Annotated in this window: 24 protein-coding genes, 1 tRNA gene and 1 pseudogene; 12 read left to right on the forward strand and 14 right to left on the reverse strand. The window is 69.0% G+C overall.

Translation table 11 applies throughout. From position 1 onward, the window contains the following. Nucleotides 1-52: 52 nt before the first annotated feature. Entirely contained in the window at nt 53-496 is a 444-nt protein-coding gene (locus tag AB6806_RS16605; RefSeq protein ID WP_156115986.1) for a hypothetical protein, read from the reverse strand. Nucleotides 497-731: 235 nt separating this feature from the next. Here AB6806_RS16605 and AB6806_RS16610 point away from each other — a divergent pair, with 235 nt between their 5' ends. Then, complete coding sequence (locus AB6806_RS16610) at nt 732-959, forward strand: helix-turn-helix domain-containing protein (protein WP_142022389.1); 228 nt, start codon at nt 732-734, stop codon at nt 957-959. Nucleotides 960-980: 21 nt separating this feature from the next. Here AB6806_RS16610 and AB6806_RS16615 read toward each other — a convergent pair whose 3' ends face one another. The 10 genes from AB6806_RS16615 to AB6806_RS16660 all read right to left on the reverse strand — a co-directional run bounded on the left by AB6806_RS16615 (nt 981) and on the right by AB6806_RS16660 (nt 11,192). After that, complete coding sequence (locus AB6806_RS16615) at nt 981-1,427, reverse strand: PTS sugar transporter subunit IIA (RefSeq protein ID WP_142022390.1); 447 nt, start codon at nt 1,425-1,427, stop codon at nt 981-983. A 48-nt stretch (nt 1,428-1,475) separates the two neighbouring features. Then, a complete protein-coding gene (locus tag AB6806_RS16620; protein ID WP_112762489.1) occupies nt 1,476-2,168 on the reverse strand; it encodes a response regulator in 693 nt (230 codons plus the stop codon). After that, nucleotides 2,165-4,870, reverse strand: a complete 2,706-nt coding sequence (locus tag AB6806_RS16625) for a DUF4118 domain-containing protein (protein ID WP_142022391.1) — start codon at nt 4,868-4,870, stop codon at nt 2,165-2,167. Before AB6806_RS16625 ends, AB6806_RS16620 begins: the two co-directional genes overlap by 4 nt. Nucleotides 4,871-4,919: 49 nt before the next feature. Continuing rightward, nucleotides 4,920-5,525, reverse strand: a complete 606-nt coding sequence (locus AB6806_RS16630) for a K(+)-transporting ATPase subunit C (RefSeq protein ID WP_142022392.1) — start codon at nt 5,523-5,525, stop codon at nt 4,920-4,922. Nucleotides 5,526-5,537: 12 nt separating this feature from the next. After that, a complete protein-coding gene (gene kdpB / locus AB6806_RS16635; protein ID WP_142022393.1) occupies nt 5,538-7,601 on the reverse strand; it encodes a potassium-transporting ATPase subunit KdpB in 2,064 nt (687 codons plus the stop codon). 30 nt (nt 7,602-7,631) lie between these two features. Next, nucleotides 7,632-7,808: a hypothetical protein gene (locus AB6806_RS16640; RefSeq protein ID WP_162720006.1), complete on the reverse strand. Its 177-nt coding sequence runs from the start codon at nt 7,806-7,808 to the stop codon at nt 7,632-7,634. 11 nt (nt 7,809-7,819) lie between these two features. After that, the gene (kdpA, locus tag AB6806_RS16645; protein WP_370954970.1) at nt 7,820-9,523 is read right to left on the reverse strand and encodes a potassium-transporting ATPase subunit KdpA; all 1,704 of its coding nucleotides are present in this window, start codon (nt 9,521-9,523) and stop codon (nt 7,820-7,822) included. Nucleotides 9,524-9,551: 28 nt separating this feature from the next. Continuing rightward, on the reverse strand, nt 9,552-9,641 hold the full coding sequence (locus AB6806_RS16650) for a K(+)-transporting ATPase subunit F (RefSeq protein ID WP_038364842.1): 90 nt from the start codon (nt 9,639-9,641) through the stop codon (nt 9,552-9,554). Between the two features lie 903 nt (nt 9,642-10,544). Next, nucleotides 10,545-10,620, reverse strand: a tRNA-Ala gene (locus AB6806_RS16655). 167 nt (nt 10,621-10,787) lie between these two features. After that, complete coding sequence (locus tag AB6806_RS16660; protein ID WP_038364845.1) at nt 10,788-11,192, reverse strand: TIGR02300 family protein; 405 nt, start codon at nt 11,190-11,192, stop codon at nt 10,788-10,790. Between the two features lie 227 nt (nt 11,193-11,419). Between AB6806_RS16660 and aroA the strand changes: the two genes are divergently transcribed. The 3 genes from aroA to AB6806_RS16675 all read left to right on the forward strand — a co-directional run bounded on the left by aroA (nt 11,420) and on the right by AB6806_RS16675 (nt 14,338). Next, nucleotides 11,420-12,763 (forward strand): 3-phosphoshikimate 1-carboxyvinyltransferase, encoded by a 1,344-nt coding sequence (gene aroA, locus AB6806_RS16665; RefSeq protein WP_370954971.1) that lies wholly within the window; start codon nt 11,420-11,422, stop codon nt 12,761-12,763. After that, nucleotides 12,760-13,407, forward strand: coding sequence for a (d)CMP kinase (gene cmk, locus AB6806_RS16670; protein WP_370954972.1), 648 nt, complete (start codon nt 12,760-12,762; stop codon nt 13,405-13,407). The genes aroA and cmk overlap by 4 nt, the downstream gene beginning before the upstream one ends. 124 nt (nt 13,408-13,531) lie before the next feature. Next, a complete protein-coding gene (locus AB6806_RS16675) occupies nt 13,532-14,338 on the forward strand; it encodes a DUF1194 domain-containing protein (RefSeq protein WP_112762552.1) in 807 nt (268 codons plus the stop codon). Between the two features lie 9 nt (nt 14,339-14,347). Here the strand turns inward: AB6806_RS16675 and hrpB are convergent, their stop codons facing one another. Together hrpB and AB6806_RS16685 are read right to left on the reverse strand one after the other, a co-directional pair. Then, the gene (hrpB, locus tag AB6806_RS16680) at nt 14,348-16,852 is read right to left on the reverse strand and encodes an ATP-dependent helicase HrpB (protein WP_370954973.1); all 2,505 of its coding nucleotides are present in this window, start codon (nt 16,850-16,852) and stop codon (nt 14,348-14,350) included. A 64-nt stretch (nt 16,853-16,916) separates the two neighbouring features. After that, on the reverse strand, nt 16,917-17,798 hold the full coding sequence (locus AB6806_RS16685; protein WP_370954974.1) for an alpha/beta fold hydrolase: 882 nt from the start codon (nt 17,796-17,798) through the stop codon (nt 16,917-16,919). Nucleotides 17,799-17,954: 156 nt separating this feature from the next. Here AB6806_RS16685 and trpA point away from each other — a divergent pair, with 156 nt between their 5' ends. The 6 genes and pseudogenes from trpA (at nt 17,955) to AB6806_RS16715 (ending at nt 23,301) form a co-directional block, all read left to right on the forward strand. Further along, complete coding sequence (gene trpA, locus AB6806_RS16690) at nt 17,955-18,800, forward strand: tryptophan synthase subunit alpha (RefSeq protein ID WP_112762551.1); 846 nt, start codon at nt 17,955-17,957, stop codon at nt 18,798-18,800. 94 nt (nt 18,801-18,894) lie between these two features. Further along, nucleotides 18,895-19,803 (forward strand): acetyl-CoA carboxylase, carboxyltransferase subunit beta, encoded by a 909-nt coding sequence (gene accD, locus AB6806_RS16695; protein WP_113252744.1) that lies wholly within the window; start codon nt 18,895-18,897, stop codon nt 19,801-19,803. 28 nt (nt 19,804-19,831) lie between these two features. Continuing rightward, nucleotides 19,832-21,154, forward strand: coding sequence for a bifunctional folylpolyglutamate synthase/dihydrofolate synthase (locus tag AB6806_RS16700; protein WP_038364856.1), 1,323 nt, complete (start codon nt 19,832-19,834; stop codon nt 21,152-21,154). Nucleotides 21,155-21,202: 48 nt separating this feature from the next. Continuing rightward, complete coding sequence (locus AB6806_RS16705) at nt 21,203-21,622, forward strand: hypothetical protein (protein ID WP_038364859.1); 420 nt, start codon at nt 21,203-21,205, stop codon at nt 21,620-21,622. Between the two features lie 20 nt (nt 21,623-21,642). After that, a pseudogene (locus tag AB6806_RS16710) lies at nt 21,643-22,483 on the forward strand (aldo/keto reductase). Between the two features lie 134 nt (nt 22,484-22,617). Next, the gene (locus AB6806_RS16715) at nt 22,618-23,301 is read left to right on the forward strand and encodes a L,D-transpeptidase (RefSeq protein WP_142022400.1); all 684 of its coding nucleotides are present in this window, start codon (nt 22,618-22,620) and stop codon (nt 23,299-23,301) included. Here AB6806_RS16715 and AB6806_RS16720 read toward each other — a convergent pair. Next, nucleotides 23,286-24,251 carry an aldose epimerase family protein gene (locus AB6806_RS16720; protein WP_370954975.1) on the reverse strand — a complete coding sequence of 322 codons (966 nt, stop codon included), beginning with the start codon at nt 24,249-24,251 and terminating at the stop codon, nt 23,286-23,288. The two genes, AB6806_RS16715 and AB6806_RS16720, sit on opposite strands and share 16 nt — an antisense overlap. Nucleotides 24,252-24,323: 72 nt before the next feature. Here AB6806_RS16720 and AB6806_RS16725 point away from each other — a divergent pair, with 72 nt between their 5' ends. Both AB6806_RS16725 and AB6806_RS16730 read left to right on the forward strand, forming a co-directional pair. Then, nucleotides 24,324-25,220: a 2-dehydro-3-deoxygalactonokinase gene (locus AB6806_RS16725; protein ID WP_370954976.1), complete on the forward strand. Its 897-nt coding sequence runs from the start codon at nt 24,324-24,326 to the stop codon at nt 25,218-25,220. Beyond that, entirely contained in the window at nt 25,217-26,125 is a 909-nt protein-coding gene (locus tag AB6806_RS16730) for a ribokinase (protein ID WP_370954977.1), read from the forward strand. Before AB6806_RS16725 ends, AB6806_RS16730 begins: the two co-directional genes overlap by 4 nt. Nucleotides 26,126-26,250 lie beyond the last annotated feature (125 nt).

Here is a 26,250-nt window from a genome sequence, read left to right on the forward strand (position 1 = left end):
AATCGAGGCGGCCCAAAAGCCTAGAGGCTATCGAACATCGAACCCGTATTCGCTACTGCTTGAAGCCGATCAGGACGCCGTCGGCGCCGAGCGAGAGCTGCAAGCCCTGCCGACGCGTGGCGAGGCGCAGGGTCACGCCCTTGTCGTTGCGCAGCCAGACGGTGCCACGGCCCTGGTCGCCGACGGCCCACCCCTCCTTGAGCTGGACATAGGCCCCGGCGAAGTCGCCGACCCGCTGCAGCCCGTAGACGGTGCCCGAGGCGGTCGTCTTGGAGGCACCGACCGTGCCGACGCCGAGGCCGCCGACCGTGATCGGATAGGAGCGGCCATGATAGCGCAGCGTGCCGCCACCGGCCTCGCCGCCGGCGATGAAGCCGGCCTGCACCTGCTCGATCCGCACCGTGCCGGTCGAGGGACCGAGATTGCGCTGCTGCGCCAGTGCCGGCGTGGCCAGCATCATCATGGCGGCCAAGGAAACTGCTGTCTGTCTGATCATCGTCATCGTCCTATTCCGCGCGCCGGTAGCAGCGCCGACGACTCAACGCGCGAGTGGGCATTTCGATCCCATGCCGACAAATCGATGCGTGGAGACCCCATCCGCGGAGCCCCGGAGGGCACGGCGCCATCGGGGCTGAGGCCCCGTCGCGGCATGGATTTACGGTTTCTTAACCACGTCGTCCTCCCCTTGACCTGTCCGGCGGGGCTTCTGGGGGCTCGGAAAGGACGATCAAATGCACGACCTCGAACATGAGCAGGCCGTCATGGACCAACTTGTCGGCTTGCCGGTTGCGGAGGTGGAAAGGGATCTGATTCTGGCGACACTGCGGGAGACGGATGGGAACAGGACCCATGCCGCGAATCTGCTCGGCATCGCCATTCGCACCTTGCGCAACAAGATCAACCTCTACGCCGCCGAAGGCTACGACGTGCCGGAACCGCCGCAGAGCGCGGCCTCGTAACGGCGCCGCCGCGCCTTTCCGTCAGCTTCCCTCCAGCAGCATGGCATAGATGTCTTCGCTGCTCGCGGCGCCGCGAATCCGATCGCAAGCCTCCGGCGCGCGCAGCCGCCGCGCGATGCAGGCGAGCGCGTCGATCCGCCCCTTGCCCCCGTTCTCGGGCGTCAGCACGAGGCAGACGAGATCGACCGGCCTGCCGTCGATCGCCTCATAGGCAACCGGCCGTTCGAGACGCGCCAGCAGGCCGAAAGGCTTCTCCAGCCCGGGAACGGGCGCATGCGGCATGGCGACCCCGCCGCCGACCCCGGTCGATCCGAGAGCCTCGCGCCGGATCAGCGCATCGAGAATGGCGGCCTGCGGCAGCGCGAGCTGTTCGGCGGCCGTTCGCGCGAGCGCCTGCAGCAGCGCGCCCTTCGAGCGCGCCGAAAGCGCGATGATGGAGCGTGGGAGGATGATGTCGGACGGGGTCATGCTTTGGTCTTCGTCACGTTCGGGCGGGGCTGAGTGCCGGAGGCCGGCTCACTCCGCCTCGCGCAGGCGATAGCCGACGCCGGTTTCGGTGGTGATGTATTGCGGCTGGTCGGGGACGCGCTCGATCTTCTGTCTGAGCTGCCGGACATAGACCCGCAGATACTGCACGTCGGCCGAAGCGCCCCAGACCTGCTTCATCAGATATTGGTGGGTCAGCACCTTGCCGGCATGCTGCACGAGGATGCGCAGGATATCGTATTCCTTCGGCGAGAGCTTCACCTCCCTGTCGCCCAGCCTGACGATGCGCTTGACCAGATCGACCGAGAGCTCGCCGGTCTGGAAGATCGGCTTCTCGCCCTGCTGCTGCAGCTTGTGACGCAGCGCGACCCGCAGCCGCGCCGCGAGCTCCTTCATGCCGAAAGGCTTGGTGACGTAGTCGTCGGCGCCGTTCTCGAGCGCCTCGACGATGCCGGCCTCGTCGGTACGACTCGACAGGATCACGATCGGCAGCGCCAGCGCCTCCTCCCGCCATTTCCGCAGCAGCTCCTGGCCGGGCATGTCCGGCAGGCCGAGATCGAGGATGACGAGATCGGGCAATTGCTCCGCGATCCGCTCGATCGCCTCGCGCGCCGTGGCGGCCTCGCGGATGGCATAGCCCTCGGTCGAGAGGCCGACGCGCAGCAGGCGGCGGATCGCCGGCTCGTCGTCGACGACCAGAACCTCGATATCCGATGTCGTCATGTCAGCGGCTCCAACCTGTCCTGCCGCGCCTCGCTGGGCATCCGGATCGTGAAGACCGCGCCCATGCGGTCCTGCCGGTTGCCGGCCTTGATCGTGCCACCCATCGCCTCGACGAAACCGCGGCAGATGGAGAGGCCGAGCCCGGTGCCGGCGCGAACCTGGTCGCCCTTCCTGACCCGGTAGAAGCTGTCGAAGACGCGCTCCAGGTCGGAGGGCGGCAGGCCCGGGCCCTCATCGGCGACCTCGATGGCGACCGCGCCGTCATCCAGCCGGGCGCTGATCGCGATCGTACTGCCGGCCGGCGCGTATTTGGCGGCGTTGTCGACGAGGTTGAACAGCACCTGCTCGAACAGCACGGGATCGAGCCTGAGCATCGGCAAATCTTCGGGAAGCCCGGTCTCGACGCGATGGCCGGCGGTGATCTTCGCGGCGCGGCGCAGCGCGCTGCCGACCACCTCGGCCACATCCACCGGCGCCGCATTCGGCTCCATCGCGCCGGATTCGATCTTGGTCATGTCGAGCAGATTGGCGATGAAGCGGTTGAGACGTTCGGATTCGTCGATCACGGTCGCGAGCAGGGCCGCGCGGTCGTCCTCCGGCAAGGCGTTGCGATAGTCGCGCAAGGTGCCGGCGGCGCCCATGATCGAGGCCAGCGGCGTCTTGAGATCGTGCGAGATCGAGGTCAACAGCGCCGAGCGCAGGCGGTCGGCCTCGGCTGCGAGCCTGGCCCGGTCGACATCGGCAACGAGCTGGATGCGCTCGATGGCGACGGCTGCCTGATCGGCCAGCGCATCGAGCAGGCGCTGCTGCTCGGGCGTCAGCAGCGGGCCTTCCCGGTCGTCGTCGAGGCCGATCACGCCGACAGCGGTCCGCCCCGTGCGCAACGGCAGATAGAAGCGCTTCGCGCCGGGCAGCGTATCGGCGCCGCGCCCGGCCGGACGGTTATGCTCCCAGGCCCAGCGCGCCGCGGCGATATCGGCATCGACCAGCGTGTCGTCGGGCGGATAGCCGGCGCGGACCGCGAGAGAGCCCTCCTCGGGCATGAGGATCACGACGCGCACCCGCAGCATCGAGGCGATCTGGAAGGCGCTCGCCCAGAGCACGTCGTCGAGCGTGCCCGTGCCGGCGAGCTTCTTGGAGAAGAGATAGAGATCCTCCGTGGTGCGGGCGCGCTGGCGGGCGGCATCGGCCTGGCGCTGGACGCGCGCGGTGAGGTTGCTCGCAATCACCGCGACGAGCAGGAAGAAGGCCAGCGCGACCGCGTTCTCCGGGTCGTTGATCGTCAGGGTGTAGAGCGGGGGGATGAAGAAGAAATTCAGCGCCAGCGCGCTCAGGACCGAAGCGAGGAGCGCCGGCCAGAAGCCGCCGGTGACGGCCGAGATCAGCACGCTCATCAAGAAGACCAGCGCGATATTGCGAAGGTCCATGACCTGGCTGAGCAGTTCGGCGACGCCGAGCGCGATCGCAACCGAGACGACCACGCCGAGATAGGGCCGCAGGCTGAACGGGCGCGGGCCGTCGGCTGCGAGCGGGCGGGCATCCTTCTCGCCTTCCGCGACCGAGACGACATGCACGCTGATGTCGCCGGCGCGGCGGATCAGGTCATGCGAGACCGAGCCGCTGAACAGCTCGCGCCAGCGCGGCTTGGCCGGCTTGCCGACGACGATCTGCGTGACGTTGTTCGCCGCCGCATGGCGAATGATCTCGCCGGCGACGTCCTGGCCGGGCAGGGTGACCGCCTCGCCGCCGAGCTGCTCGGCGAGCCGCAACGCGCCGGCCACACGCGTCTTGGCCGCCTCCGTCAGTGCGGCGGCGCGCGGCGTCTCGACATAGAGCGCGCTCCAGGGTGCGCGCAGCCGGTCGGCCTGGCGCTTGGCGAGGCGGACCAGGGCGGCGGAGCCGGCACCATCATCGATGCAGACGAGGATGCGGTCCCCCGCCGCCCAGGGCCCGGGGATCGCGTGCCTCTGCATATGGCTGAGCAGTTGCTCGTCGACCCGTTGCGCCGTGCGGCGCAACGCCAATTCGCGCAGGGCCGTCAGGTTGCCGGGCGAGAAGTAGTTCTCGATGGCGCGCCGGGCCGTATTGCCGAGATAGACCTTGCCCTCCTGGAGCCGCCTGATCAGGTCGGCCGGGGTCAGGTCGATGACCTCGATGTCGTCGGCGCGGTCGAGAACCGAATCCGGCACGGTTTCGCGCACCCGGATGCGGGTGATCTGCGCGACCACGTCGTTCAGGCTCTCGACATGCTGGATGTTCAGCGTGGTGTAGACGTCGATGCCTTGCGAGAGCAGTTCCTCGACATCGAGATGGCGCTTCGGATGGCGGCTGCCGGGGACATTGGTGTGTGCGAGCTCGTCGACCAGCACGAGCGCCGGCCGCCGGGCCAGGATGGCATCGAGATCCATCTCCTCGAGCTCGCGGTCCTTGTAGTCGACGCTCCGGCGCGGGACGATCTCGAAGCCGTCGACCAGCCCTTGCGTCTCCTTGCGGCCATGGGTTTCGACGATACCGATGACGACATCGATGCCCTCGGCCTTTCGGGCCCTGCCGGAGGTCAGCATCTCATAGGTCTTGCCGACGCCCGGCGCCGCGCCGAGGAAGATCTTCAGGCGGCCGCGCCCCTCCCGCCGGGCGCTTTCGAGCAGCGCCTCGGGCGAGGGCCTGGCCCTGATCTCGCGATGATTCTCGGCGGTTGGCATGTCGGTATCGCGGGGCAATGGCGGATCGGGAGCCGCCATTGCCTTTGTGTCAGCGCGAAGCGGCGCCGTCGAGGGCGAGGTTGAGCGCGAGCACGTTGACGACGGGCTCGCCGAGGAAGCCGAGCTTGCGCGGTTCGACATGGGCGTCGACCAGCGCCTTGATGCCCGCAGGGTCGGCATTGCGCGCCTTGGCGACGCGGGCGACCTGGAAATAGGCGGCCTGCGGCGAGATATGCGGGTCGAGCCCGCTGCCCGAGGTCGTCACCAGATCCATCGGCACCGGCGCGCCGGGATTCTCGGCCTTGAGCTTCTCGGCATCGGCCTTGATGCGCTCGACCAGCTTCTGGCTGGTCGGGCCGAGATTGGAACCGCCGGAGCTTGCGGCGTTGTAGGGCGCGTCGATGGTCTTCGTGCTGTCGTTCGGATCGGTCGCGACCGTCGCCGAGGGGCGGCCGTGGAAATAGCGCTCGCCGGTGAAATTCTGGCCGATCAGGCTGGAGCCGATGATCTTGCCGCCCTTCTCGATCAGGCTGCCATTGGCCTGGCGTGGGAAGACGATCTGGGCGATGCCGGTCATCGCCAGCGGGTAGACGAGGCCGGTGATCGCCGTGAGGGCGAGGATCATCACCAGAGCGGGGCGGATCTGCTTGAGCATGGTGGCGGCTCCTTAGACGAGGTGCAGCGCGGTCACGGCCATGTCGATGGCCTTGATGCCGATGAAGGGCACGACGAGCCCGCCGAGCCCGTAGACGAGCAGGTTGCGGCTGAGCAAAGCGCCGGCGCCGACGGCCCGGTACTTCACGCCCTTCAGCGCGAGCGGGATCAGCGCGACGATGATCAGCGCGTTGAAGATGATGGCCGACAGGATGGCGCTCTGGGGCGTCTGCAGCCCCATGATGTTGAGCGCGCCGAGCTGCGGGTAGAAGGCCAGGAACATCGCCGGGATGATGGCGAAGTACTTGGCGACGTCGTTGGCGATCGAGAAGGTTGTCAAGGCGCCGCGCGTCATCAGGAGCTGCTTGCCGATCTCGACGATCTCGATGAGCTTGGTCGGGTCCGAGTCGAGATCGACCATGTTGCCGGCCTCGCGCGCTGCGACCGTGCCCGTGTTCATGGCGACGCCGACATCGGCCTGGGCGAGAGCCGGCGCGTCGTTGGTGCCGTCGCCGCACATGGCGACGAGCTTGCCCTTGGCCTGCTCCTCGCGGATCAAAGTGAGCTTGTTCTCCGGCGTCGCCTGGGCGAGGAAGTCGTCGACGCCAGCCTCGGCCGCGATGGCGGCGGCGGTCATCGGGTTGTCGCCGGTGATCATCACGGTGCGGATGCCCATGCGGCGCAGTTCCGCGAAGCGCTCGCGGACGCCGCCCTTGACGATGTCCTTGAGGTGGATGACGCCGAGCAGGCGCCCATCCTTCGCCACGGCGAGCGGGGTGCCGCCGGCCTTGGCGATCTCGGCGGCGCTGGCCTGGACCTCGCGCACCACGCCGGCCGCCGGGCGTGACCCGATGGCGCCGGCCTCGACATGGTTCAGCACGGCATCGACGGCGCCCTTGCGGATCTGCGAGCCTTCGAGATCGACGCCGCTCATCCGGCTCTGCGCGGTGAAGGGCACGAAGCTGGCATGGAGGGCGCCCATGTCACGGGCGCGGATGCCGTATTTCTCCTTGGCGAGCACGACGATCGAGCGGCCCTCCGGCGTCTCGTCGGCGAGCGAGGCGATCTGGGCAGCGTCCGCAAGCTCCTGCTCGCTGACGCCGGAGACCGGCTTGAACTCCGTCGCCTGGCGGTTGCCGAGCGTGATCGTGCCGGTCTTGTCGAGCAGGAGCGTATCGACGTCGCCGGCGGCCTCGACGGCGCGGCCGGACATGGCGAGCACGTTGAAGCGCACCAGCCGGTCCATGCCGGCGATGCCGATGGCCGAGAGCAGCGCCCCGATGGTGGTCGGGATCAGCGTCACGAACAGCGCGACCAGCACCACGACCGGGATATAGCCCCCGGCATAGGCGGCGAAGCTCGGGATCGTCGCGGTGGCGAGCACGAAGATCAGCGTCATGCCGGCGAGCAGGATGTTGAGCGCGATCTCGTTGGGCGTCTTCTGGCGCTCTGCGCCCTCGACCAGCGCGATCATGCGATCGATGAAGGTCGAGCCAGCGGCCGCGGTGATGCGCACGCGGATCCAGTCCGAGAGCACCTGCGTGCCGCCGGTCACGGCCGAGCGGTCGCCGCCGGATTCGCGGATGACGGGCGCGGATTCGCCGGTGATCGCGGCCTCGTTCACCGAGGCGACGCCCTCGATGACCTCGCCATCCGAGGGGATGATGTCGCCGGCCTCGACCAGCACGACATCGCCGACCTTGAGCGAGGTGCCGGGCACGAGCCGGAACTGGCTGCGATCCTCGCCCGAAAGCAACTTGGCCTGCGTTTCCGCGCGGGTCTTGCGCAGCGAATCCGCCTGCGCCTTGCCTCGCCCTTCCGCGACCGCTTCCGCGAAATTGGCGAAGAGCACGGTAAACCACAGCCAGATCACGATCTGGAAGGAAAAGCCGAGATGGCTGCCGCCGGTGACGAGGTCCCGGAGGAAGAGAATGGTGGTGAGCAGCGACACCACGGCGACGACGAACATCACCGGATTGCGGGCGAGGCTGCGCGGATCGAGCTTGCGGAGGGCGTCGCCCAGCGCCGGCACGAGGATGCGGGCGTCGATCAGGCTCGCGGATTTGGACTGGCTCATGAGAGACTCCAGCGAAGAAGGGGCTGCCGGTCAGGCGCCGGCAAGCAGCGCGGCCAGCGCCCGGGCGACCAGCACGAAGAGCGCGAGCCCGGCCGTGGCGGCGAGGATGAGGGTGGAGGGACGTAGGCCGGCCTTGCCGGCTCCCGCGCCGTCGGCACGGTGGGGCGGCAGGGCATCGCGGCGCAGATTGCGAAGACAGCTCGACATGGGCGGCCTCCTCAGAAGCTCTGCCCGGCGAGCATCGCCAGATGCTCGACGATCGGGCCGACCGCCAGCGCCGGGAAGAAGGTCAGGCCGCCGACGATCACGATGACGCCGACGAGGAGCCCGACGAAGAGCGGGCCGTCCGTCGGGAAGGTGCCGGCGGAGGCGGGCACCGACTTCTTCGCGGCGAGCGAGCCGGCGATGGCGAGCGCCGGGACGATGACCAGGAAGCGCCCGACCAGCATGGTGATGCCCAGGGTGAGGTTGTACCAGAGCGTGTTGGCCGAGAGGCTGGCGAAGGCCGAGCCGTTATTCGCCGCCGCCGAGGTGTAGGCGTAGAGGATCTCGGAGAAGCCGTGCGGCCCGCTATTGCCGACGCTGGCGACGGCGCCCGGCAGCACCGCGGAGATGGCGGTGAAGGTCAGCATGCCGGCCGGCAGGCACAGCACGGCGAGCATCGCCATCTTGACCTCCTTGGCCTCGATCTTCTTGCCGAGATATTCCGGCGTGCGGCCGACCATCAGCCCGGCGACGAAGATCGCCAGCACGACGAAGAGCACGATGCCGTAGAAGCCGGCGCCTACGCCGCCGACGATGACCTCGCCGAGCTCCATGTTGATCAGCGGGATCAGGCCGCCGAGCGCGGTGAAGCTGCCGTGCATGGCATTGACCGCGCCGCAGGAGGCCGCGGTGGTGACGACCGCGAAGAGCGCCGAGAGCGGGATGCCGAAGCGCATCTCCTTGCCCTCGAGATTGCCGCCCTGCAGGCCGAGCGCCTGGACGAGCGGGTTGCCGGCGGCCTCGGCCCAGTAGCAGACGATGACGCCGGCGATGAACAGCGTGCCCATCGCGGCGAGGATCGCCCAGCCCTGACGCTCATTGCCGACCATGCGGCCGAAGACATTGGTGAGGGCCGCGCCGATCGCGAAGATCGAGACCATCTGGAGCATGTTCGAGATGGCGTCGGGATTCTCGAAGGGATGGGCGGCATTGGCGTTGAAGAAGCCGCCGCCATTGGTGCCGAGCATCTTGATCGCGACCTGCGAGGCGACGGGGCCGCGCGCGATCGTCTGCTGCGCGCCTTCGAGCGTCGTCGCCGTGACGGCGGCGTCGAGCGTCTGAGGCATGCCCAGCGCGACATAGGCCAGCGTCAGCACCACGCAGAGCGGCAGGAGGACGTAGAGGATGGCGCGGGTCAGATCGACCCAGAAGCTGCCGACCGTCTTGGCCGAGGCGCGGGCGAAGCCGCGAATCAGCGCCACCGCGATCGCGATGCCGGTCGCCGCCGAAACGAAGTTCTGCACGGTGAGGCCGAGCATCTGCGTCAGATAGGACATCGTGCTCTCGCCGCCGTAGTTCTGCCAGTTCGTGTTGGTCACGAAGCTCACGGCGGTGTTGAAGGCGAGATCGGGGGCGACCGTCGCCATGCCGTCCGGGTTCAGCGGCAACCCAGCCTGGACGCGCTGCAGCCCGTAGAGCAGCAACAGGCCGGCGAGGTTGAACAGCAGCAGCGCGACGGCGTAGCCGCTCCAATGCTGCTCCTCGCGCCCATGCGTGCCGGCCAAGGCATAAAGCCCGCGCTCGACCGGCGCGAACAGCGGCGAGAGGACAGTGCGCTCGCCGTTGAAGACGCGCGTCATATAGCCGCCGAGCGGCTTGGTCAGCGCGAAGACGAGCGCGCAGAAGACGAGGATCTGGATCCAGCCGTAGAGAGTCATGGCAAAAGCTTCCGGTGGCGCAGCGCGGTCAGAACCGCTCGGGGCGGAGCAGCGCATAGGTGAGGTAGACCAGCAGAATCGCGGTCACGGCCCCACCGAGGAGGTAGTCGAGGATCATGGCGCGGTTCCCCGACTCAAAGTGCGTCGCAGGTGGCGACATAGGCGAGGGAGGCGGCGAAGAAGGCCAGGCCCAGCCCGATCATGACGATATCCATTGCCGTGGTCCCTTTGGCCGAGGCATTGCGGGCGAACCCCGGCTGCCGCCGCGCCTGCTTTCCAGCGGAAAGGGGCGTGGACAGACGGATCGACCGTGCAGGGGATTATCGTGAGGCCGGCATAGCCGTTCGAGACGGGCGGGCGCGTCTCAATATAGGAATCTTATAGGAATTCCGCGGCTCGCCATGCGCGAGAGGCCCGCCGGGCGCCGGCATCAGCCGATACGTCCCAAGCCGGGCACGATCGTCCGCGCGGAGCAGACCCTCCGCATCATCCCTATCGAAAGGCGAGGCGCGCGGTATGATGAGCGCCATCTGTCGCACGATCCCAGACAGTCCCTTGCGAGGCGGTGCAACATGAAGAAGCTTTTCGCAGTCGCGTGCTGCCTGCTCCTGACGGGGTGCGGAGGGTTCGTGTTCCCCGGCCCGGAGCAGAGCGCTCCGATGGAGTGGGGAGGCCAACCCCAGGCGCCTCAAGGCGCCAACGACTTTCAGCCATCCCGTGCCGACAATCAGATGACCTCGTCCTGCACGATGAGGGGGCAGGGCGTCGTTTGCAGGTGAGGCGCCTGCGAAGCCGTCGCGGGGCAATGATGCCGCGACCGCGCAGACGGGTCGATACCGCCGCGGAGCCGGGCCTTGGCCGAATCACGCTTGGCGCGAGCGCTCTTCAGGCCGATCTAGGATAGGGACGATCGTCCTGGCTCCCAATGGCGCCCTGCGGACGCTCCTGACACGAGGACAGCAAAAAACCGGCCTTTGCGGGGCCGGTTGCGGTGATCTGCGGTCTTCCGTGAAGGAGGAGATGGTGGAGCCAGGCGGAATCGAACCGCCGACCTCTTGAATGCCATTCAAGCGCTCTCCCAACTGAGCTATGGCCCCACACGAGACGACCGAGTTGGGATCGGCCGTCAAACGGACTTTATTCAAACCGCCTCGGCGGTTCCGTCCGGGCCGCCTGCCGGCGACGCAGCGCTCTATAGGCGGCCCGGGCTGAAGACACAAGCGCCTAATGTCGCCTTGCCGTCATCTTTTTTGAAGGCTGTGGATCAGTTGTCCTCGTCGCCCTCGATGTCGCCGTCGATCAGATCGGAAACATCGTCGTCGCCTTCCTCGTCCTCTTCCAGGAAGGTGTCGTCATCGTCGTCGGCGACGATGTCGTCCTCGACCTCGATGTCGTCCTCGCTGGTGACCACGACGTCCTTCTCGCTCGCCTCGGCGTCGGCATCCTCGAGCGAGACGAGCTCGACCGCGCCATCGGCGACCTCGACCTCGTCCTCATCCTCTGCCGGCTTTGCCGCCACGGCCGCAGCCGCCTTGGCCTGCGGCTCGAACATCGCGCGCGGATACGCCTGCCCGGTATAGGGGGAGACGATAGGGTCCTTGTTCAAATCGTAGAACTTGCGCCCCGTGACCGGGCAAACGCGCTTCGTTCCGAGTTCCGGTTTCGCCACTGCGTCGGACCTTCAACCATCATGTTCTGAAAAGCAGGCGCGTCCGTTAATCGGGGCGGACGGCGCTGTCAAATGCTGATTTGCGCGATGTGATCACCCCGCGCAAGTCCAATGCGTTTTCCAGAGCCCCTGCGCGCGCCCCGGACGCGCGCATTGGCGCGGCTCGCACGGGCATGCTAGGGCGGGCGCGCAGCTCGTTTGGCCCAAAGCGCAGAGATTCCGACCCCGTGTCCCACGACCATGACCCCGTCCCCGTCACCGCCCGCGCTGGGGGCCCGCTCAAGGGCCGCGTCCGCGTGCCCGGCGACAAATCGATTTCCCACCGGGCGATGATCTTCGGCCTCCTGGCCATCGGCGAGACGAAGGTGAGCGGCCTGCTCGAAGGCGAGGATGTGATGCGCACCGCCGCCGCCGCGCGCGCGCTCGGCGCCGTCGTCCATCATGACGGGCCGGGCGCCTGGCGCGTGCAGGGTGTCGGCGTCGGCGGCCTGCACCAGCCGGCGGATATCCTCGATTTCGGCAATGCCGGCACCGGCTCGCGCCTGATGATGGGCGTCTGCGGCTCGCATCCGATCACCACGACCTTCGACGGCGACGCCTCGCTGCGCAAGCGGCCGATGCGGCGCATCCTCGACCCGCTCGAGCAGATGGGCACCGTCGTAGTCTCGCAGCAGGAGGGCGGCCGCGTGCCGCTGACCCTGCGCGGCCCGCAGGAGGCGATCCCGATCGTCTACGCTCCCCCGGTCGCCTCGGCGCAGATCAAATCGGCAGTGCTGCTCGCGGCGCTTGCCGCGCCCGGCGAGACCACGGTGATCGAGGCGGAGGCGACGCGCGACCACACCGAGAAGATGCTGGCCCATTTCGGCGCTGAGATCACGGTGACGCCGGAAGGCGCGCATGGCAGGCGCATCGTGCTGAAGGGCCAGCCCGAATTGCAGGCGGCGCCGATCGTCGTGCCGGCCGACCCCTCCTCCGCCGCCTTCCCGCTGGTGGCGGGGCTGATCGTGCCCGGCTCCGACATCCTGCTCGAAAGCGTGATGACCAATCCGCTGCGCTCCGGCCTGCTGACGACGCTGATCGAGATGGGCGCCGACATCACGGTCGAGCGCGAGGCCAATGAAGGCGGCGAGACCGTCGCAGACCTGCGCGTGCGCGGCTCGCAGCTCAAGGGCGTGACGGTGCCGCCGGAGCGCGCGCCTTCGATGATCGACGAATATCCGGTGCTGGCAGTCGCGGCCGCCTTCGCCACCGGCACGACGCGGATGCGCGGCCTGCAGGAATTGCGCGTCAAGGAATCCGACCGCCTCGCCGCGGTCGAGGCCGGGCTGAAGGCCGCGGGCGTGACCTGCTGGATCGAGGGCGACGATCTGATCGTCGAGGGCTCGGGCGGCGCACCCGCGCGCGGCGGCGGCCCGATCGCGACCCATCTCGACCACCGCATCGCCATGAGCTTCCTGGTGATGGGCCTTGCGACCCAGAATCCCGTCGTGGTCGATGACGGCTTGATGATCGCGACGAGCTTCCCGAGCTTCACCGCTCTGATGATCGGTCTCGGAGGCCGGATCGGATGAAGCCAGCCACGGGCGACCTCGTCATCGCCGTGGACGGCCCCGCCGCATCGGGCAAGGGCACGCTGGCGAAGCGGCTCGCCGCCCATTACGGCCTGCCCTGCCTCGATACCGGCCTGCTCTACCGCATGGTGGCGCGCGCCATGCTCGATGCCGGGCACGACATCCATGACACGGCGGCGGCCGAGCACCTCGTCGGCAGCTTCGACGAGACCGGTTTTCCGGAGGAGCGCCTGCGCGGCGGCGAGATCGGCGAGGCGGCTTCCGTCGTCGCGGCGATGCCGGCGGTGCGGGCGGGGCTGCTCGCCCGGCAGCGGCGCTTCGCCGCGCAGCCGGGCGGAGCCGTGCTCGACGGGCGCGACATCGGCACGGTGATCTGCCCGGACGCTCCCGCCAAGCTCTTCGTCACCGCGACGCCGGAGGTGCGCGCGGCGCGGCGCCACAAGGAGCTCCTCGGCCGGGGCGAGGATGTCGCCTTCGAGAGCATCCTCGCCGATATCCGCCGCCGCGATGCGCGCGATTCGGGCCGCAGCGACGCGCCGCTGAAGGCGGCCGAGGACGCGGTCATTCTCGACACCTCCGCCTTGACCGTCGAGGAAGTGGTCGCCGCCGCCATCGGCATCGTCGAGCGGCGACGCGCGGCCTGAGGCGCTTTCCCGCCCGTTCTCGCGAGATTGCTATCTAAACAGGCCTGAAAGCCGGCTTTTCAGCCTTGGCCTCGTCGAGAAGCCGGCGCACACTCACCACCGCGACGGGATGGCGGAGGTGGCGATGCGGCGCTGGCTGTACGGTCTCTCAGGTCTGGCTGCGATGGCGCTGTGGAGCCAGGCCGCGCCGAATGCGCAGCCGGCGAATGCGCCGCCCGAGGAGGTTGACGTCGCACTCGTGCTGGCGGTCGACATCTCCTATTCGATGGATCTCGACGAGCTCGCCTTGCAGCGCAACGGCTATATCGAGGCCTTCCGCTCCAAGCCGCTGCAGGACGCCATCAGCAATGGCGCGATCGGCAAGATCGCCGTGACCTATGTCGAATGGGCCGGCGGCAATTTCCAGCACATCGTGCGGCCCTGGAAGATCATCGACGGCCCGGCCGCCGCCAATGCCTTTGCGGAGGAACTCGGCGAGGCGCCGACGCGGCGCGGCCGGCGCACCTCGATCTCGGGGGCGATCGATCTCGGCGTGCAACTGCTCGAACAGTCCAACGTCACCGCGATGCGCCGCGTCATCGACATCTCCGGCGACGGCGCCAACAATGACGGGCGCCCCGTCACCGCCGCGCGCGACGAGGCCGGGGCCAAGGGCATCGCCATCAACGGCCTGCCGGTGATGCTGAAACAGGCGGGCTATTTCGACATCGACAATCTCGACGTCTACTACAAGGACTGCGTCGTCACCGGCATCGGCGCCTTCGTCATCCCGATCCGCGAGAAGCACCAGTTCGTCGAGGCGACGCGGACGAAGCTCTTGCGCGAGATCGCCGCCGTGCCGCCGGATGCAACGGTCCAGAAGGCGCAAGCCGGCGACCCGTCGACCTGCCTTGCCGGGGAACGGCAATGGCGCGACCGGATGGGGAATTGAGGGTAGGTCTCAGGTCCCCCGTGGCTTCGCCCGCGTCGTCGGCAAGGCGGCGGCGGGCTCGTCGGGCCAGAGATGGCGGGGATAGCGGCCCTTCATCTCCGATTTCACCGCCGCCCAGGAACCGCGCCAGAAGCCGGGCAGGTCGCGCGTCACCTGGATCGGCCGATGCGCCGGCGAGAGCAATTCGAGAACCAGCGGCACGCGCCCGCCGGCCAGCGCCGGATGGCTCGCCAGCCCATAGAGCTCCTGAACGCGCACCGAAATCGTCGGCCCGGCCTCGGCGGCGTAGTCCACGGCGAAAGAGGAGCCGGTCGGGGCGGTGAAATGCGTCGGGGCCTCGGCATCGAGCCGGCGCTTCAGCTCCCAGGGGACGAGGCCCGCCAGCGCCGAATCGAGATCGGCCGGCTGGATCGCCGCGAGCGAGGCACGGCCGAGGATATGCGGCGCGAGCCAGTCTTCCGGATTCTGCGCGAGCCCTTCGTCGGAGAGATCGGGCCAGCCCTGCTCGGCTTCGGCCTTGCGCAGGAAGGCGACACGCTCGCGCAACTGATTCTGCCCCTTCGTCCAGGGCAGCAGGCCGATGCCCAGCGCGGCGATGCCTTTCGCCAACGCCCCAGCATTCTCAAGCGTCCCGGCGACGGGCAAGGGGCGTTCCGCCAAAGCGAGCGCGCCATAGCGGCGCACCGCTCGTACCCGCAAGGCGCGGGCGGCCCGGTCGAAGCTCTCCTCCTCGCGCTCGGTGATGGCGTAGGGCGCGAGGCCATGGCCGACGAGCGTGCCGATTTCCGCTTCGCTGATCGCTGCGGCGGCCATGATCCGGGCCTGCTGCGCCGACCCCGTCATCTCCGCGACGACGATGTAAGATTCGCGCGCAAGGCGCTGCGATGCTTCAAGCGCGCCGCCGCGGCCATTGGCGAGAAGATACTGGCCGGAGCCCGGCGCACGCGCCCTGGCGACCCGGTCGGGATAGGCGAAGGCGAGCAGGAGGCCGGGCGAGAGCGGCTCGCCCGCCGCAGCCTTGTCCGTCCGGGCATGGCGTTCGGCGGTGCGGGCCCAGCCCTCCGCCAGACGGCGCATATCGCCGGCCCGGCCGCCGCGCTCGCGGGAAAAGCGCTCCAGCCGCTCGGCCAGATCGATCGCATCGCCGCCAAGGCCGCGCTCGACCAGCACGGCGGCGAGATCGGCGGCGGCGCCGGCTTGCCCGAAGCGGGCGGCGGCCACAACCATGCGCGCGAGACGGGGCGGCAAGGGCAGAGCCTGCAAGGCGCGACCGTCCGGCGTGATGCGGCCGGCAGCATCGAGCGCGCCGACCGCCTCCAAAAGGCTGCGCGCCTCCTTGAGGGCGGGCGCGGGCGGCGGATCGAGGAAGGCCAGCGTCGTCGGGTCGGCCACGCCCCAGGCGGCGCAGTCGAGCAACAACGGGCTCAGATCGGCAGACAGGATTTCAGGCCGGGCGAAGGGTTCGAGCGCGCCCGTCGCGGCCTCCTCCCAGAGACGATAGCAGATTCCCGGCTCGGTGCGGCCGGCACGGCCACGACGCTGGTCGGCGGCGGCGCGGCTGACGCGGCGCGTCTCCAGTCGCGTCACGCCGATATCGGGCTCGTAGACGGGTATGCGGGCGAGGCCGGAATCGATCACGACGCGTACGCCCTCGATGGTCAGCGACGTCTCGGCGATCGCCGTGGCGAGCACGACCTTGCGCCTGCCCGCAGGCGCCGGCAGCACGGCCCGGTCCTGCTCGCGCTGGTCAAGCGCGCCATAGAGCGGAGCGATCTCGACAGCTGGATCGCGCAGCCTTTCGCGCAGGCGCTCCTCGACGCGGCGGATCTCGCCCTGCCCCGGCAGGAAGACGAGCTGCGAGCCGGGTTGCTCGTTCAGCGCCAGCAGCACGGTTTCGGTGACCTGATCCTCGATGCGCTTCAGCGGATCGCGGCCGCGATAGCGCGTCTCGACAGGATAGGCGCGGCCCTCGCTCTCGATCACCGGCGCATCGCCGAGCAGCCTCGCGACGCGGGCGCCGTCGAGCGTCGCGGACATGACGAGGATGCGCAGATCCTCGCGCAGGCCGCCCTGGGCGTCGAGCGCCAGCGCCAGGCCGAAATCGGCGTCGAGCGAACGCTCATGGAATTCGTCGAAGAGCACGGCCGCGACGCCGTCCAGCGCGGGATCGTCGAGGATCATCCGGGCGAAGACACCCTCGGTCACGACCTCGATGCGCGTCCTCGGACCGATCCTGGAGCCGAGGCGCACGCGCAGACCGACCGTCTCGCCGACCTGCTCGCCCAGCGTCTGCGCCATCCGGTTCGCCGCGCCGCGCGCCGCCAGACGGCGCGGTTCGAGCAGGATGAGCTTGCCGCCCTTCGTCCAGGGCTCGTCGAGCAAGGCAAGCGGCACGCGCGTCGTCTTGCCGGCGCCGGGCGGGGCGACCAGCACGACATTCGGCCGTGCGCGCAAGGATGCGGCGAGGTCGTCGAGGACGGCATCGATGGGCAGGGCTTGGTCGAAGGCGCGCATGTCCGGCCGATGTGGCGCAGCCGCGGCCCGCACGCAAGCGGATCGCGGCTTCCGGCCCGCAGGATCAATCCGCAGCGCGGTCCTGACGGCGCGCGAAGAAGCTCACCATGGTCTCGACGAGCTCGCGCGGACGTTCTTCCGGCACATAATGCCCGCAATCCTTGATGATGGCGCCCTCGGGCTCCGTCGCGACGCGTTTCATCGTGTTCAGGGCTGCCTCGCCATAGCCATGGTCGCCACCCACGGCCAGCACCGGACAGAGCAGGGGCGATGCGCCGAGCCTGAGATTGTCGTCCCGGTCCTGGGGGATCAAGGCGCGGTAATGCGCGAACATTCCCCGAAGGCCACCCGGCGCGGCCGCCGCGCGGGCATAATGGCCGATATCCTCCTCGGTGATGCTCGTCGGATCGAAAGTGCCCACGTTCTCGCGGCGGATCATCGCCTTGATGAAGAGATGCTCCCGGCCGCGCACGAGTTCCTCGGCAATGTCCCCGGCGCGGTTGAAGCCAAAATGCCAGCTTCCGCCATTTGCCACATCCATCGCCCGTTCCTGCCCGAAGCCCGGCAGACCCGATTCGATGAAGACGAGCCCGCGCGTCCGCTGGGGCCAATTGGCGGCCAAGGGATAGGCGACCTGGCCGCCGAGATCGTGACCAACGACCCAGGCCGTCGCGATGCCGAGACGATCGAGCATCGCCACCAGGTCCCCCGCCACGACCAGCTTGGAATGAACGCCTTCCGGCTTGCCGCTGTCACCGAAACCACGCAGATCCGGAGCAATGACGCGAAACCCCGCTGCCGCAAGCAGGGGAATGACCTTACGCCAGGCGTGGGAGGTCTGCGGCCAACCATGCAACAGCAGCACGGTCTCCCCGTGCTCGGGCCCGGCGAAAACCGCATGCAGACGTAAGTCCGCCGCGATGCGGATGGTGCGATGTTCGAGCATGATGGAAACGACGTGATCCGGCCTTGTGGCGCCCTCCCCCAAGCGATCATGAGCGCCAGCCGAAAGCAAGGCTGCGCCCCCGGATCCGGCATGCGGCGAGGTGAGGGCGAGAGAGCCACTCGCCAGCCCGCGCGCGTCATGCTAACCGCTGACCTCATGACTGAGACCGGCCAGACCCGCATCCAGAACCGCTTCCAGGCCTGCGCCCGCGAGGGCCGGGCCGCGCTCGTGACCTTCGTCACGGCAGGCGACCCCGATTTCGAGACCGCGAGCGCCATTCTCGCCGCCCTCCCCGCGGCCGGCGCCGATGTGATCGAGCTCGGCGTGCCCTTCACGGATCCGATGGCGGACGGCGTGCCGGTCCAGCTCGCCGGGCAGCGCGCGCTCAAGGCCGGGCAGACCTTGCGCAAGACGCTCGCCATGGTCGAGAGCTTCCGCAAGGCCGGCCATGACACGCCGATCGTGCTGATGGGCTACTACAATCCGATCTGGGTCTATGGCGTCGAGGCCTTCCTGGCCGAGGCGCGCCGTGTCGGTGTCGACGGGCTGATCGTGGTCGACCTGCCGCCGGAGGAGGATTCCGAGCTCTGCCTGCCGGCGCTGAAGGCGGGCGTCTCCTTCATCCGCCTGGCCACGCCGACGACCGACGACAAGCGCCTGCCCAAGGTGCTGCAGAACACCTCGGGCTTCGTCTACTACGTCTCGATGACCGGCGTGACCGGCGGCGCCATCGCCGATTACGGCGCGGTGGGCGATGCCGTCACCCGCATCAAGCGCCACACCGGCCTGCCGGTTGCGGTCGGCTTCGGCGTGAAGACCGCGACTGACGCCGCCACCATCGCCAAGAGCGCGGACGGCGTCGTCGTCGGTTCGGCGCTTGTGGAGCGCGTCCGACTTTCGCTCGACGCCGAGGGCAAGGCCACGGAAAAGACCGTTTCGGCTGTCACCTCGCTGGTCGCCGAACTCGCGCAAGGCGTGCGCTCGGTGGCGAAGGCCGCGTGAACGGGCTTGCACGCCGGGCCTTTGCCGGCGAAAAGCCAATCCCCATCTCTCGCCTGACGGCGCATGCCGCCGAAGGCCCATCAGGGATGATCCGATGAACTGGATTTCCGAAGTCGTCCGGCCGCGCATCAAGACGCTGTTCAAGCGCGAGACGCCGGAAAATCTCTGGATCAAATGCCCGGATTCCGGGCAGATGGTCTTCCATAAGGATGTCGAGGCCAATGGCTACGTCATCCCCGGCTCCGAGCATCATATGCGCGTCACCGCGCCGGAGCGGCTGCGGCTGACCTTCGACGAAGGCAAGTGGCTCGACGTCGCGCTGCCCGAGGTCGCGATCGACCCGCTCAAGTTCCGCGACGAGAAGCGCTATGTCGACCGGCTGAAGGATGCCCGCGCCAAGACCGGCGCACAGGACGCCTTCAAGGTCGGCTATGGCCGGGTCAAGGGCCTGCCGATGACCATCGCTGCGCAGGATTTCCACTTCATGGGCGGTTCGCTCGGTATGGCGGCCGGCGAGGCCTTCATCAAGGGCGCAGAGACGGCCCTTGAGAAGAAGACGCCCTATGTCGTCTTCGCGGCTTCCGGCGGAGCGCGCATGCAGGAAGGCATCCTCTCGCTGATGCAATTGCCGCGCACCACCGTCGCGATCCGGCGCCTGCGCGCGGCAGGCCTGCCCTATTTCGTGGTGCTGACCAATCCGACCACCGGCGGCGTCACCGCCTCCTACGCGATGCTCGGCGATATCCACATCGCGGAGCCCGGCGCGCTGATCGGCTTCGCCGGGCCGCGCGTGATCGAGCAGACGATCCGCGAAAAGCTGCCGGACGGCTTCCAGCGCTCGGAATATCTCAAGGACCACGGCATGGTCGACATGGTCGTGCATCGCCGCGACCTGCCGGAGACGCTCTCGCGCCTCGGCCGCCTGCTGATGAAGCAGCCCGCGGGCGAAACCGGCAAAGCCGCACCGGCTCTGCCGCCGCAGCCGGTCGCCGAGGCGGTCTGAGGCTCGTTCGACCGAGGGCGCGCGCATCATGGGGTCTTCCGACACGCTGCTCGCGCGCTTCATGGCGCTGCATCCCAAGCTGATCGACCTTTCGCTCGGCCGCATCCTCACCCTGCTGGAGCGGCTGGGCGATCCCCAGAAAAAGCTGCCGCCGGTGATCCATGTCGCCGGCACCAACGGCAAGGGCTCGACCATCGCCTTCATGCGGGCGATCCTCGAGGCGGCGGGCCTGTCGGTGCATGTCTACATCTCGCCGCATCTGGTGCGCTTCCATGAGCGCATTCGGCTGGGCGCGCCCGGCGGCGGGCGCTTCGTGGAAGAGAACACGCTGGTCGAGGCGCTGGAGCGCTGCGAGGCCGTCAATGCCGGCGATCCGATCACCTTCTTCGAGATGACGACGGCCGCGGGGCTGCTGCTCTTCGCCGAGCATCCGGCCGACGTGCTGCTGCTCGAGGTCGGGCTCGGCGGTCGCTTCGACGCCACCAACGTCATCGCCCATCCGGCCTGCACGGTGGTGACGCCGGTCTCGCTCGACCATTCCGAATATCTCGGCGACACCGTGACCAAGATCGCCGGCGAGAAGGCCGGCATCTTCAAGCGCGGCGCCCCGGCCGTGATCGCGCCGCAGGAGCCCGAGCCGACCGCGGTTCTCGAAGCCGCCGCCGAACGTGCCGGCGCCTCGAAGATCCTGATCGGCGCGCAGGACTTCAACGTCCACGAAGCCGGCGGGCGACTGGTCTACGAGGATCAGGACGGTCTGCTCGACCTGCCGCTGCCGCGTCTCGCCGGGCGCCACCAGCACATCAATGCCGGCACGGCGATCGCGGCCCTGCGCGCCGCCGGTTATGGCGGGCTGCCCACACGCGCCTTCGAGGACGGCATGCGCAACGCCGACTGGCCGGCGCGCTTGCAGCGGCTGGCACGGGGACATCTCGCTGCGCTGGTGCCGGAACGCGCCGAGCTCTGGCTCGATGGCGGGCACAATCCCGATGGCGGGCGCGTGCTGGCGCAGGCCATGGCCGATCTCGCCGACCGCAACCCGGCACCGCTGGTGATGATCGCGGGCCTGCTCTCGACCAAGGACGCCGCTGCCACGCTCGGCCATTTCAAGGGCCTGGCCCAGATGCTCTACGCCGTGCCGATCCAGAACTCGCTCGCCGCCCGCCCGGCCGAGGAAGTCGCGGAGGCCGCGCGCGGCGCGGGCCTGCCGGCCGAGACCGCCAGCTCCGTCGAGCAGGCGCTGCGAACGATCGCCGCCGGCGATTGGCCCGCGCCGCCGCGCATCCTGATCTGCGGCTCGCTCTATCTGGCCGGCGAGGTGCTTTCGGCCAATGGCACGCTGCCGGCTTGAGCCGCCACAGGGGAAGGTCGGCCCTGCACTGCCGCTGAGGAAACATCCATGCCCATTCCCGGTCTGACGATCCTGGCCGCGACATTTCTCTGCGGCCTGCTCGGCGGCTGCGTCACCTCCGGCGGCACGACCGCGTCCGAGGAAGGCGCCGAACGCGTGGCGGCCGGCAAGCCGACCTTCCTGCGGCAGACCTATATGACGATGGACGAGCACTGCCGACCGGTGAAGCGCCCGTCCGGCGTGCTGACCGAGCCGCCCGTTCACGGCAAGGTCCGGATGGCGACGAAAAACGCCAAGGCCGAATACGGGCCGGGAGACCATCAGCACTGCGACGGCAAGCTCGGCCCCTCGCTCGCCTTCGAGTACACGGGACGGCCGGGTTATCGCGGCCCGGACAGCTTCGGCGTGCGCGTGCGCTACAATGACGGCGAGATCCGCCAGGCGCGGTTCAAGGTCGAGGTCTACTGAACAGCGAAAGGCGGTCCCCCATGCAGCGCAGCTTCGGAGCCGGCGGACCGGCCGTTTCCACCATTGGCCAGGGAAGCTGGTATATCGAGCAGGGTGACCGGCGCGCGGCCATCGCGGCGCTCAGGCGCGGGCTCGATCTCGGGCTGAGCCATATCGACACCGCCGAAATGTATGGCGACGGCCGTTCCGAGGCGATCATCGGCGAGGCCATTGCCGGGCGGCGCGATGAGGTCTTCCTCGTCTCGAAGGTGCTGCCGCACAACGCCTCGGAAGGGCGTGCGCGCCGCCTGCGAGCGCTCGCTACAACATCTGAAGACCGACCGGCTCGACTGCTACCTGCTGCACTGGCGCGGGCCGCATCCGCTGGCTGAGACCTTCGCTGCCTTCGAGGCGCTGAAGCAGGAGGGCAAGATCCTGTCCTGGGGTGTCAGCAATTTCGACGAGGACGATCTCGACGAGGCGCTGGCCGCCGTCGGCAAGGGCAAGATCGCCTGCAACCAGGTGCTCTATCACCTGCGCGAGCGGGCCATCGAGCACGCCGTAATCCCATGGTGCGAGCGGCACGGCGTCGCCGTCACCGCCTACAGCCCCTTCGGCCATCACGACTTTCCGGAACCGGGCAGCGCGCAGGGCAAGGTGCTGGCCGAGATCGCGCAAGCGCATGGCGCGACGCCCCGGCAAATCGCGCTCGCCTTCCTGACGCGAAGGCCCGCCGTCTTCGCCATCCCGAAGGCCGGCAGCGCCGCCCATGTCGAGGACAATGCCGGCGCGCTGAATCTCACCCTGTCGGAAAGCGACGTCGCCCGGATCGATGCCGCCTTCCCGCGCGGGCGCAAACCATCCTCGTTGCCGATGATCTGAGGGCGCTGGAAACCACGATCCGCCTTATCGCTTTACAGGCCTGCCTGCCCGCGCTTTCCTAGAGTCAAGGGCAAGGCCGTCACAGAGCCCGCGAACGCCCGCTCGACAGTTGTTGCGTTTTCGGAGTCTCGGCCATGCGTCGCTTTCTCGGCATTCTTGCCGTTCTGTTCCTGTCCGTTTTCGGTGCCGCCAAAGCCCAGGCCGGCGTCGATGTGAAGGTCGACATCGCCGCGCAGCGGATGACGGTGACCGCTCCCAATGGCGAGACCTATGACTGGAAGATCTCGTCAGGGCGAACCGGCTTCCGCTCGCCGAACGGCGTCTACCGGCCGACGCGCCTCGAAAAGAACTGGTACTCGCGCAAATATGGCGGCGCGATGCCCCATGCCGTGTTCTTCCGCGGCGGCTATGCCATCCACGGCACGACCTCGATCGCCGCGCTCGGCCGCCCGGCCTCGCATGGCTGCATCCGGCTGCATCCGGCCAACGCCGCCAAGCTCTTCGCGCTGGTGAAGAAATACGGCGCGAGCCAGACGCGCATCGCGCTCAACGGCGCCGCGCCCGACAATCTCTCGCGTTTCGCCAAGGCCTCCACGCACAAGGCCAAGGCCGCCCATGTCGCCAAGCTCGGCGGCAGCAAGGCGAAGGTCGCCAAGGCCAAGACGCAGCACAGCCCGGCCGTCGCCACGGCGCGGCAGGGCGGCAGCCATGGCTGGGAAGCGGCACGCGGCCAGATCATGCTGCGGCCCGCCATCCCCGCCGACGCCTATGGCTATCAGCCCTATTATCCGAGCGGCTACGGTTACGGCTGGCGTTGAGGCGCGAGCGCCTCGGGCGCGATCCTCAACCAGCCCTCCAGCGTCTCGCCCGGCTGAAGCCGCTTCAGCGGCGCAGCAGTGCGGGCCGCCGGCTCGCTCGGCGCGCCGATGGCGTGGCTCTGCGGCTCGACGCAGAGGAAATCCGCGCCCGCCGGGGCCCAGACCACCGGGCAGTTCAGGCTCTCGCTCGCGGTCAGCGTGAGCGCGAGGCCGGTCGAGGGCGTCTCGATCCGCGCCGTCCCGTCCCAGTCGAGAAAGCTCCAGGCGGTGACGTCGTCGCGGCGAAAGGGTTTTGGCGCGACATAGGGTCCGCCATCATCGAAACTCTGCTGCCCGGTCGCGCGGAAGGCTTCGCCGAAGACGAGCGCGCCGGCGGCCCGCATGACGAGGCGCGTATCCGCGGCGCAGGGAAACCAGGGATGGTGCCCGATTCCGTAAGGGAGTGCCGTGTCCGCCTCGTTCTCGATCGACAGGCGAATGGTCATACCGTCCTGGCCGAGCGCAATCTCCTGCCGGGCCCGGTAACGATAGGGGTCGGGACCGTCGGTGCGGCGATGCTCGAGCACGGTATGGCTGCGGTCATACCGCAGCACCTGCCAGTCCGCCTGCCAGCCGAAGCCGTGGATCGTACCGCCGCCGCCCGGATCGTTGGACGGGACGAGGAAACGCCGCTCGCCATCGTCGACCACGCTCCCGAAGGCGCGATTGGCGAAGGGCAGTAACGCCCATGTTCCGCAGAAGATGGGCGAGGCCGTCGAAAGCGGTTCGTCGCCGGACGGCTTCAGCAGAGCGTGCAGGCGCCCGTCCGGCCCAAGCCAGTCGAGACGGGAGACGATGCCGCCCGCCTCCGGAACGATCATGGCCTTCAGGCCGGCGGCTTCGAGCTCGAGCATCGGGATGTCCAGAATCAGGGAATGCGCGATGGAGATTCGCGCCATGGCGGTCGGCATACAAGTCTCGCCATGGGGCTCTTGACCGGGCCTCGCGCCGCGAGGACATTGCGCTCCCTTCTGGAGCCTGCCATGCCCAAACCACTGATCGCGCTCGACTGGGGCACAACCCGCGCGCGCGCCTTCCTGATCTCCGAAGCCGGTGAGGTCGCGATGCGGCGCATGGCCGATCAGGGCATCCAGTCCGTGCCGGCAGGTGGCTATCCGGCGGCTTTCGAGGCGCTCGCGGGCGATCTCCGGCGCGCCGCGCCCGAGGCGGCGATCGTGCTGGCCGGCATGGTCGGCAGCCGCAATGGCTGGGTCGAGGCGCCCTATGTCGCCTGCCCGGCCTCGCCTGAGGCGATCGCCGCCGCCGGCATCACCGTGGAACTCACCGCGGGCACCCATGCGACGATCCTGCCGGGGCTGAGCTGCGACGATGGCAGCTTCGACGTGATGCGCGGCGAGGAGACGCTGGTCGTCGGGCTCGGTCTCACGGACGGGCTTGCCTGCCTGCCGGGAACCCATTCGAAATGGGCGGAGGTCAAGGGCGGGCGGATCACGCGTTTCGCCAGCTTCATGACCGGCGAGATCTATGGGCTGCTGCGCAACCAGTCGATCCTCGCGCGGCTTGCCGAGGAGCCCGCCGGCGACGACGCCAACAGCGGCGCCGCACGCGGCTTTGCTGCGGCGAAGCGCCCCGCCGGCCTGCTCAACGCCGCCTTCGGCGCCCGGACCGAGGTGCTCGCCGGCCGGATGAAGGGCGGCGAGGTCGGGCCGTTCCTCTCCTCGCTGCTGGTGGCGCAGGAGATCGCCGGGGCGCAGGCGCTGTTCGGCGCCGCCAACCACATCCATCTCGTCGCGGACGGCGTCATGGCGGAGAGCTATGGCGCCGGGCTCGCAGCGGCGGGCATCGCGGCCGTCGTCACGACCCCGGAAGCCGCCTTCGTCGCCGGCGTGCGGCGCCTCGCAGCAGGCCTCACCCGATGATCCTCGTCTTCGGTTCGATCAATATCGATCTGGTCACGCCGGTCGAGCGCCTGCCCGGCGCCGGCGAGACGGTGCTCGGGCCGGATTACGCGGTCCACCCCGGCGGCAAGGGCGCCAACCAGGCGCTGGCAGCACGGCGTGCCGGCGCCGCCGTCACCATGGTCGGAGCGACCGGCCGGGACGGCTTCGGCGAAACGGCCCTGTCGCTGCTGGCCGCCGACGGCGTCGACCTCGCTTATGTCGCGCAGGTCGATGCGCCGACCGGCGCGGCCTTCATCGCCATCGACAGCGAGGGCGCCAATCAGATCATCGTCGCCGCGGGCGCCAATGCGCAGGCCAGCCCCGACGCCCTGAAGCAGATAACTCTGGGCTCCGAGGACATCCTGCTGCTGCAGCGGGAGGTGCCGGAGGATGGCTGCCTCGAGGCCGCGCGGCTGATGAAGCACGCGGGTGGCCGCGTCATCCTCAACCTCGCACCGGCCGGGGCGCCCGCACCGGCGCTGCTCGATCTCGTCGACATCCTGATCGTCAACGAGCATGAAGCGCTCGTCCTCGCGCAGTCCCTCGGCTGGCCCGAACGCGACCCCGACGCCATCGCCCAGCGCCTCGATGCCGAACGCGGCATCATCGGCATCGCCACCTTGGGCGCTGCCGGCGTCGTCGGCTGGCAAAGCGGGGTGCGGCGGCGCCTCGAAGCGCCCCGCGTCACGGTCGTCGACACGGTCGCCGCGGGGGACAGCTTCACCGGCGCCTTCGCCGCCGCGCTGGCGGCAGGCTATGGGCTCTCGGGCGCGCTGCAGCGCGGGCTGGCGGCCGGGTCGCTCGCCTGCACGCGGGCCGGCGCGCAGCCAAGCATCCCGCGCGCCGAGGAGATCGCCACGCTCGTCGGGCAGTCCTTTCTATGAATGCGGTAAGCCCGGGTTAAGCCTGACGGCGACAAAGGCGCGCTCCATTCGCGATTTCCGCCGATTTCGCGGCTCGCCGTTCATGCTTCGTCAGGCTTGCCGGCGTGATGCTCCGCCCCGAGCAG

This window comes from Allobosea sp. RCC_152_1 (genome assembly GCF_041360765.1).
Lineage (GTDB): Bacteria > Pseudomonadota > Alphaproteobacteria > Rhizobiales > Beijerinckiaceae > Allobosea > Allobosea spartocytisi.

Coding starts and splice junctions, on each gene's coding strand:
- AB6806_RS16605 (WP_156115986.1), bottom strand. CDS start 496: ATGATCAGACAGACAGCAGTTTCCTTGGCCGCCATGATGATGCTGGCC.
- AB6806_RS16610 (WP_142022389.1), top strand. CDS start 732: ATGCACGACCTCGAACATGAGCAGGCCGTCATGGACCAACTTGTCGGC.
- AB6806_RS16615 (WP_142022390.1), bottom strand. CDS start 1,427: ATGACCCCGTCCGACATCATCCTCCCACGCTCCATCATCGCGCTTTCG.
- AB6806_RS16620 (WP_112762489.1), bottom strand. CDS start 2,168: ATGACGACATCGGATATCGAGGTTCTGGTCGTCGACGACGAGCCGGCG.
- AB6806_RS16625 (WP_142022391.1), bottom strand. CDS start 4,870: ATGCCAACCGCCGAGAATCATCGCGAGATCAGGGCCAGGCCCTCGCCC.
- AB6806_RS16630 (WP_142022392.1), bottom strand. CDS start 5,525: ATGCTCAAGCAGATCCGCCCCGCTCTGGTGATGATCCTCGCCCTCACG.
- kdpB (WP_142022393.1), bottom strand. CDS start 7,601: ATGAGCCAGTCCAAATCCGCGAGCCTGATCGACGCCCGCATCCTCGTG.
- AB6806_RS16640 (WP_162720006.1), bottom strand. CDS start 7,808: ATGTCGAGCTGTCTTCGCAATCTGCGCCGCGATGCCCTGCCGCCCCAC.
- kdpA (WP_370954970.1), bottom strand. CDS start 9,523: ATGACTCTCTACGGCTGGATCCAGATCCTCGTCTTCTGCGCGCTCGTC.
- AB6806_RS16650 (WP_038364842.1), bottom strand. CDS start 9,641: ATGATCCTCGACTACCTCCTCGGTGGGGCCGTGACCGCGATTCTGCTG.
- cmk (WP_370954972.1), top strand. CDS start 12,760: ATGAAGCCAGCCACGGGCGACCTCGTCATCGCCGTGGACGGCCCCGCC.
- AB6806_RS16675 (WP_112762552.1), top strand. CDS start 13,532: ATGCGGCGCTGGCTGTACGGTCTCTCAGGTCTGGCTGCGATGGCGCTG.
- hrpB (WP_370954973.1), bottom strand. CDS start 16,852: ATGCGCGCCTTCGACCAAGCCCTGCCCATCGATGCCGTCCTCGACGAC.
- AB6806_RS16685 (WP_370954974.1), bottom strand. CDS start 17,798: ATGCTCGAACATCGCACCATCCGCATCGCGGCGGACTTACGTCTGCAT.
- trpA (WP_112762551.1), top strand. CDS start 17,955: ATGACTGAGACCGGCCAGACCCGCATCCAGAACCGCTTCCAGGCCTGC.
- accD (WP_113252744.1), top strand. CDS start 18,895: ATGAACTGGATTTCCGAAGTCGTCCGGCCGCGCATCAAGACGCTGTTC.
- AB6806_RS16700 (WP_038364856.1), top strand. CDS start 19,832: ATGGGGTCTTCCGACACGCTGCTCGCGCGCTTCATGGCGCTGCATCCC.
- AB6806_RS16705 (WP_038364859.1), top strand. CDS start 21,203: ATGCCCATTCCCGGTCTGACGATCCTGGCCGCGACATTTCTCTGCGGC.
- AB6806_RS16715 (WP_142022400.1), top strand. CDS start 22,618: ATGCGTCGCTTTCTCGGCATTCTTGCCGTTCTGTTCCTGTCCGTTTTC.
- AB6806_RS16720 (WP_370954975.1), bottom strand. CDS start 24,251: ATGCCGACCGCCATGGCGCGAATCTCCATCGCGCATTCCCTGATTCTG.
- AB6806_RS16725 (WP_370954976.1), top strand. CDS start 24,324: ATGCCCAAACCACTGATCGCGCTCGACTGGGGCACAACCCGCGCGCGC.
- AB6806_RS16730 (WP_370954977.1), top strand. CDS start 25,217: ATGATCCTCGTCTTCGGTTCGATCAATATCGATCTGGTCACGCCGGTC.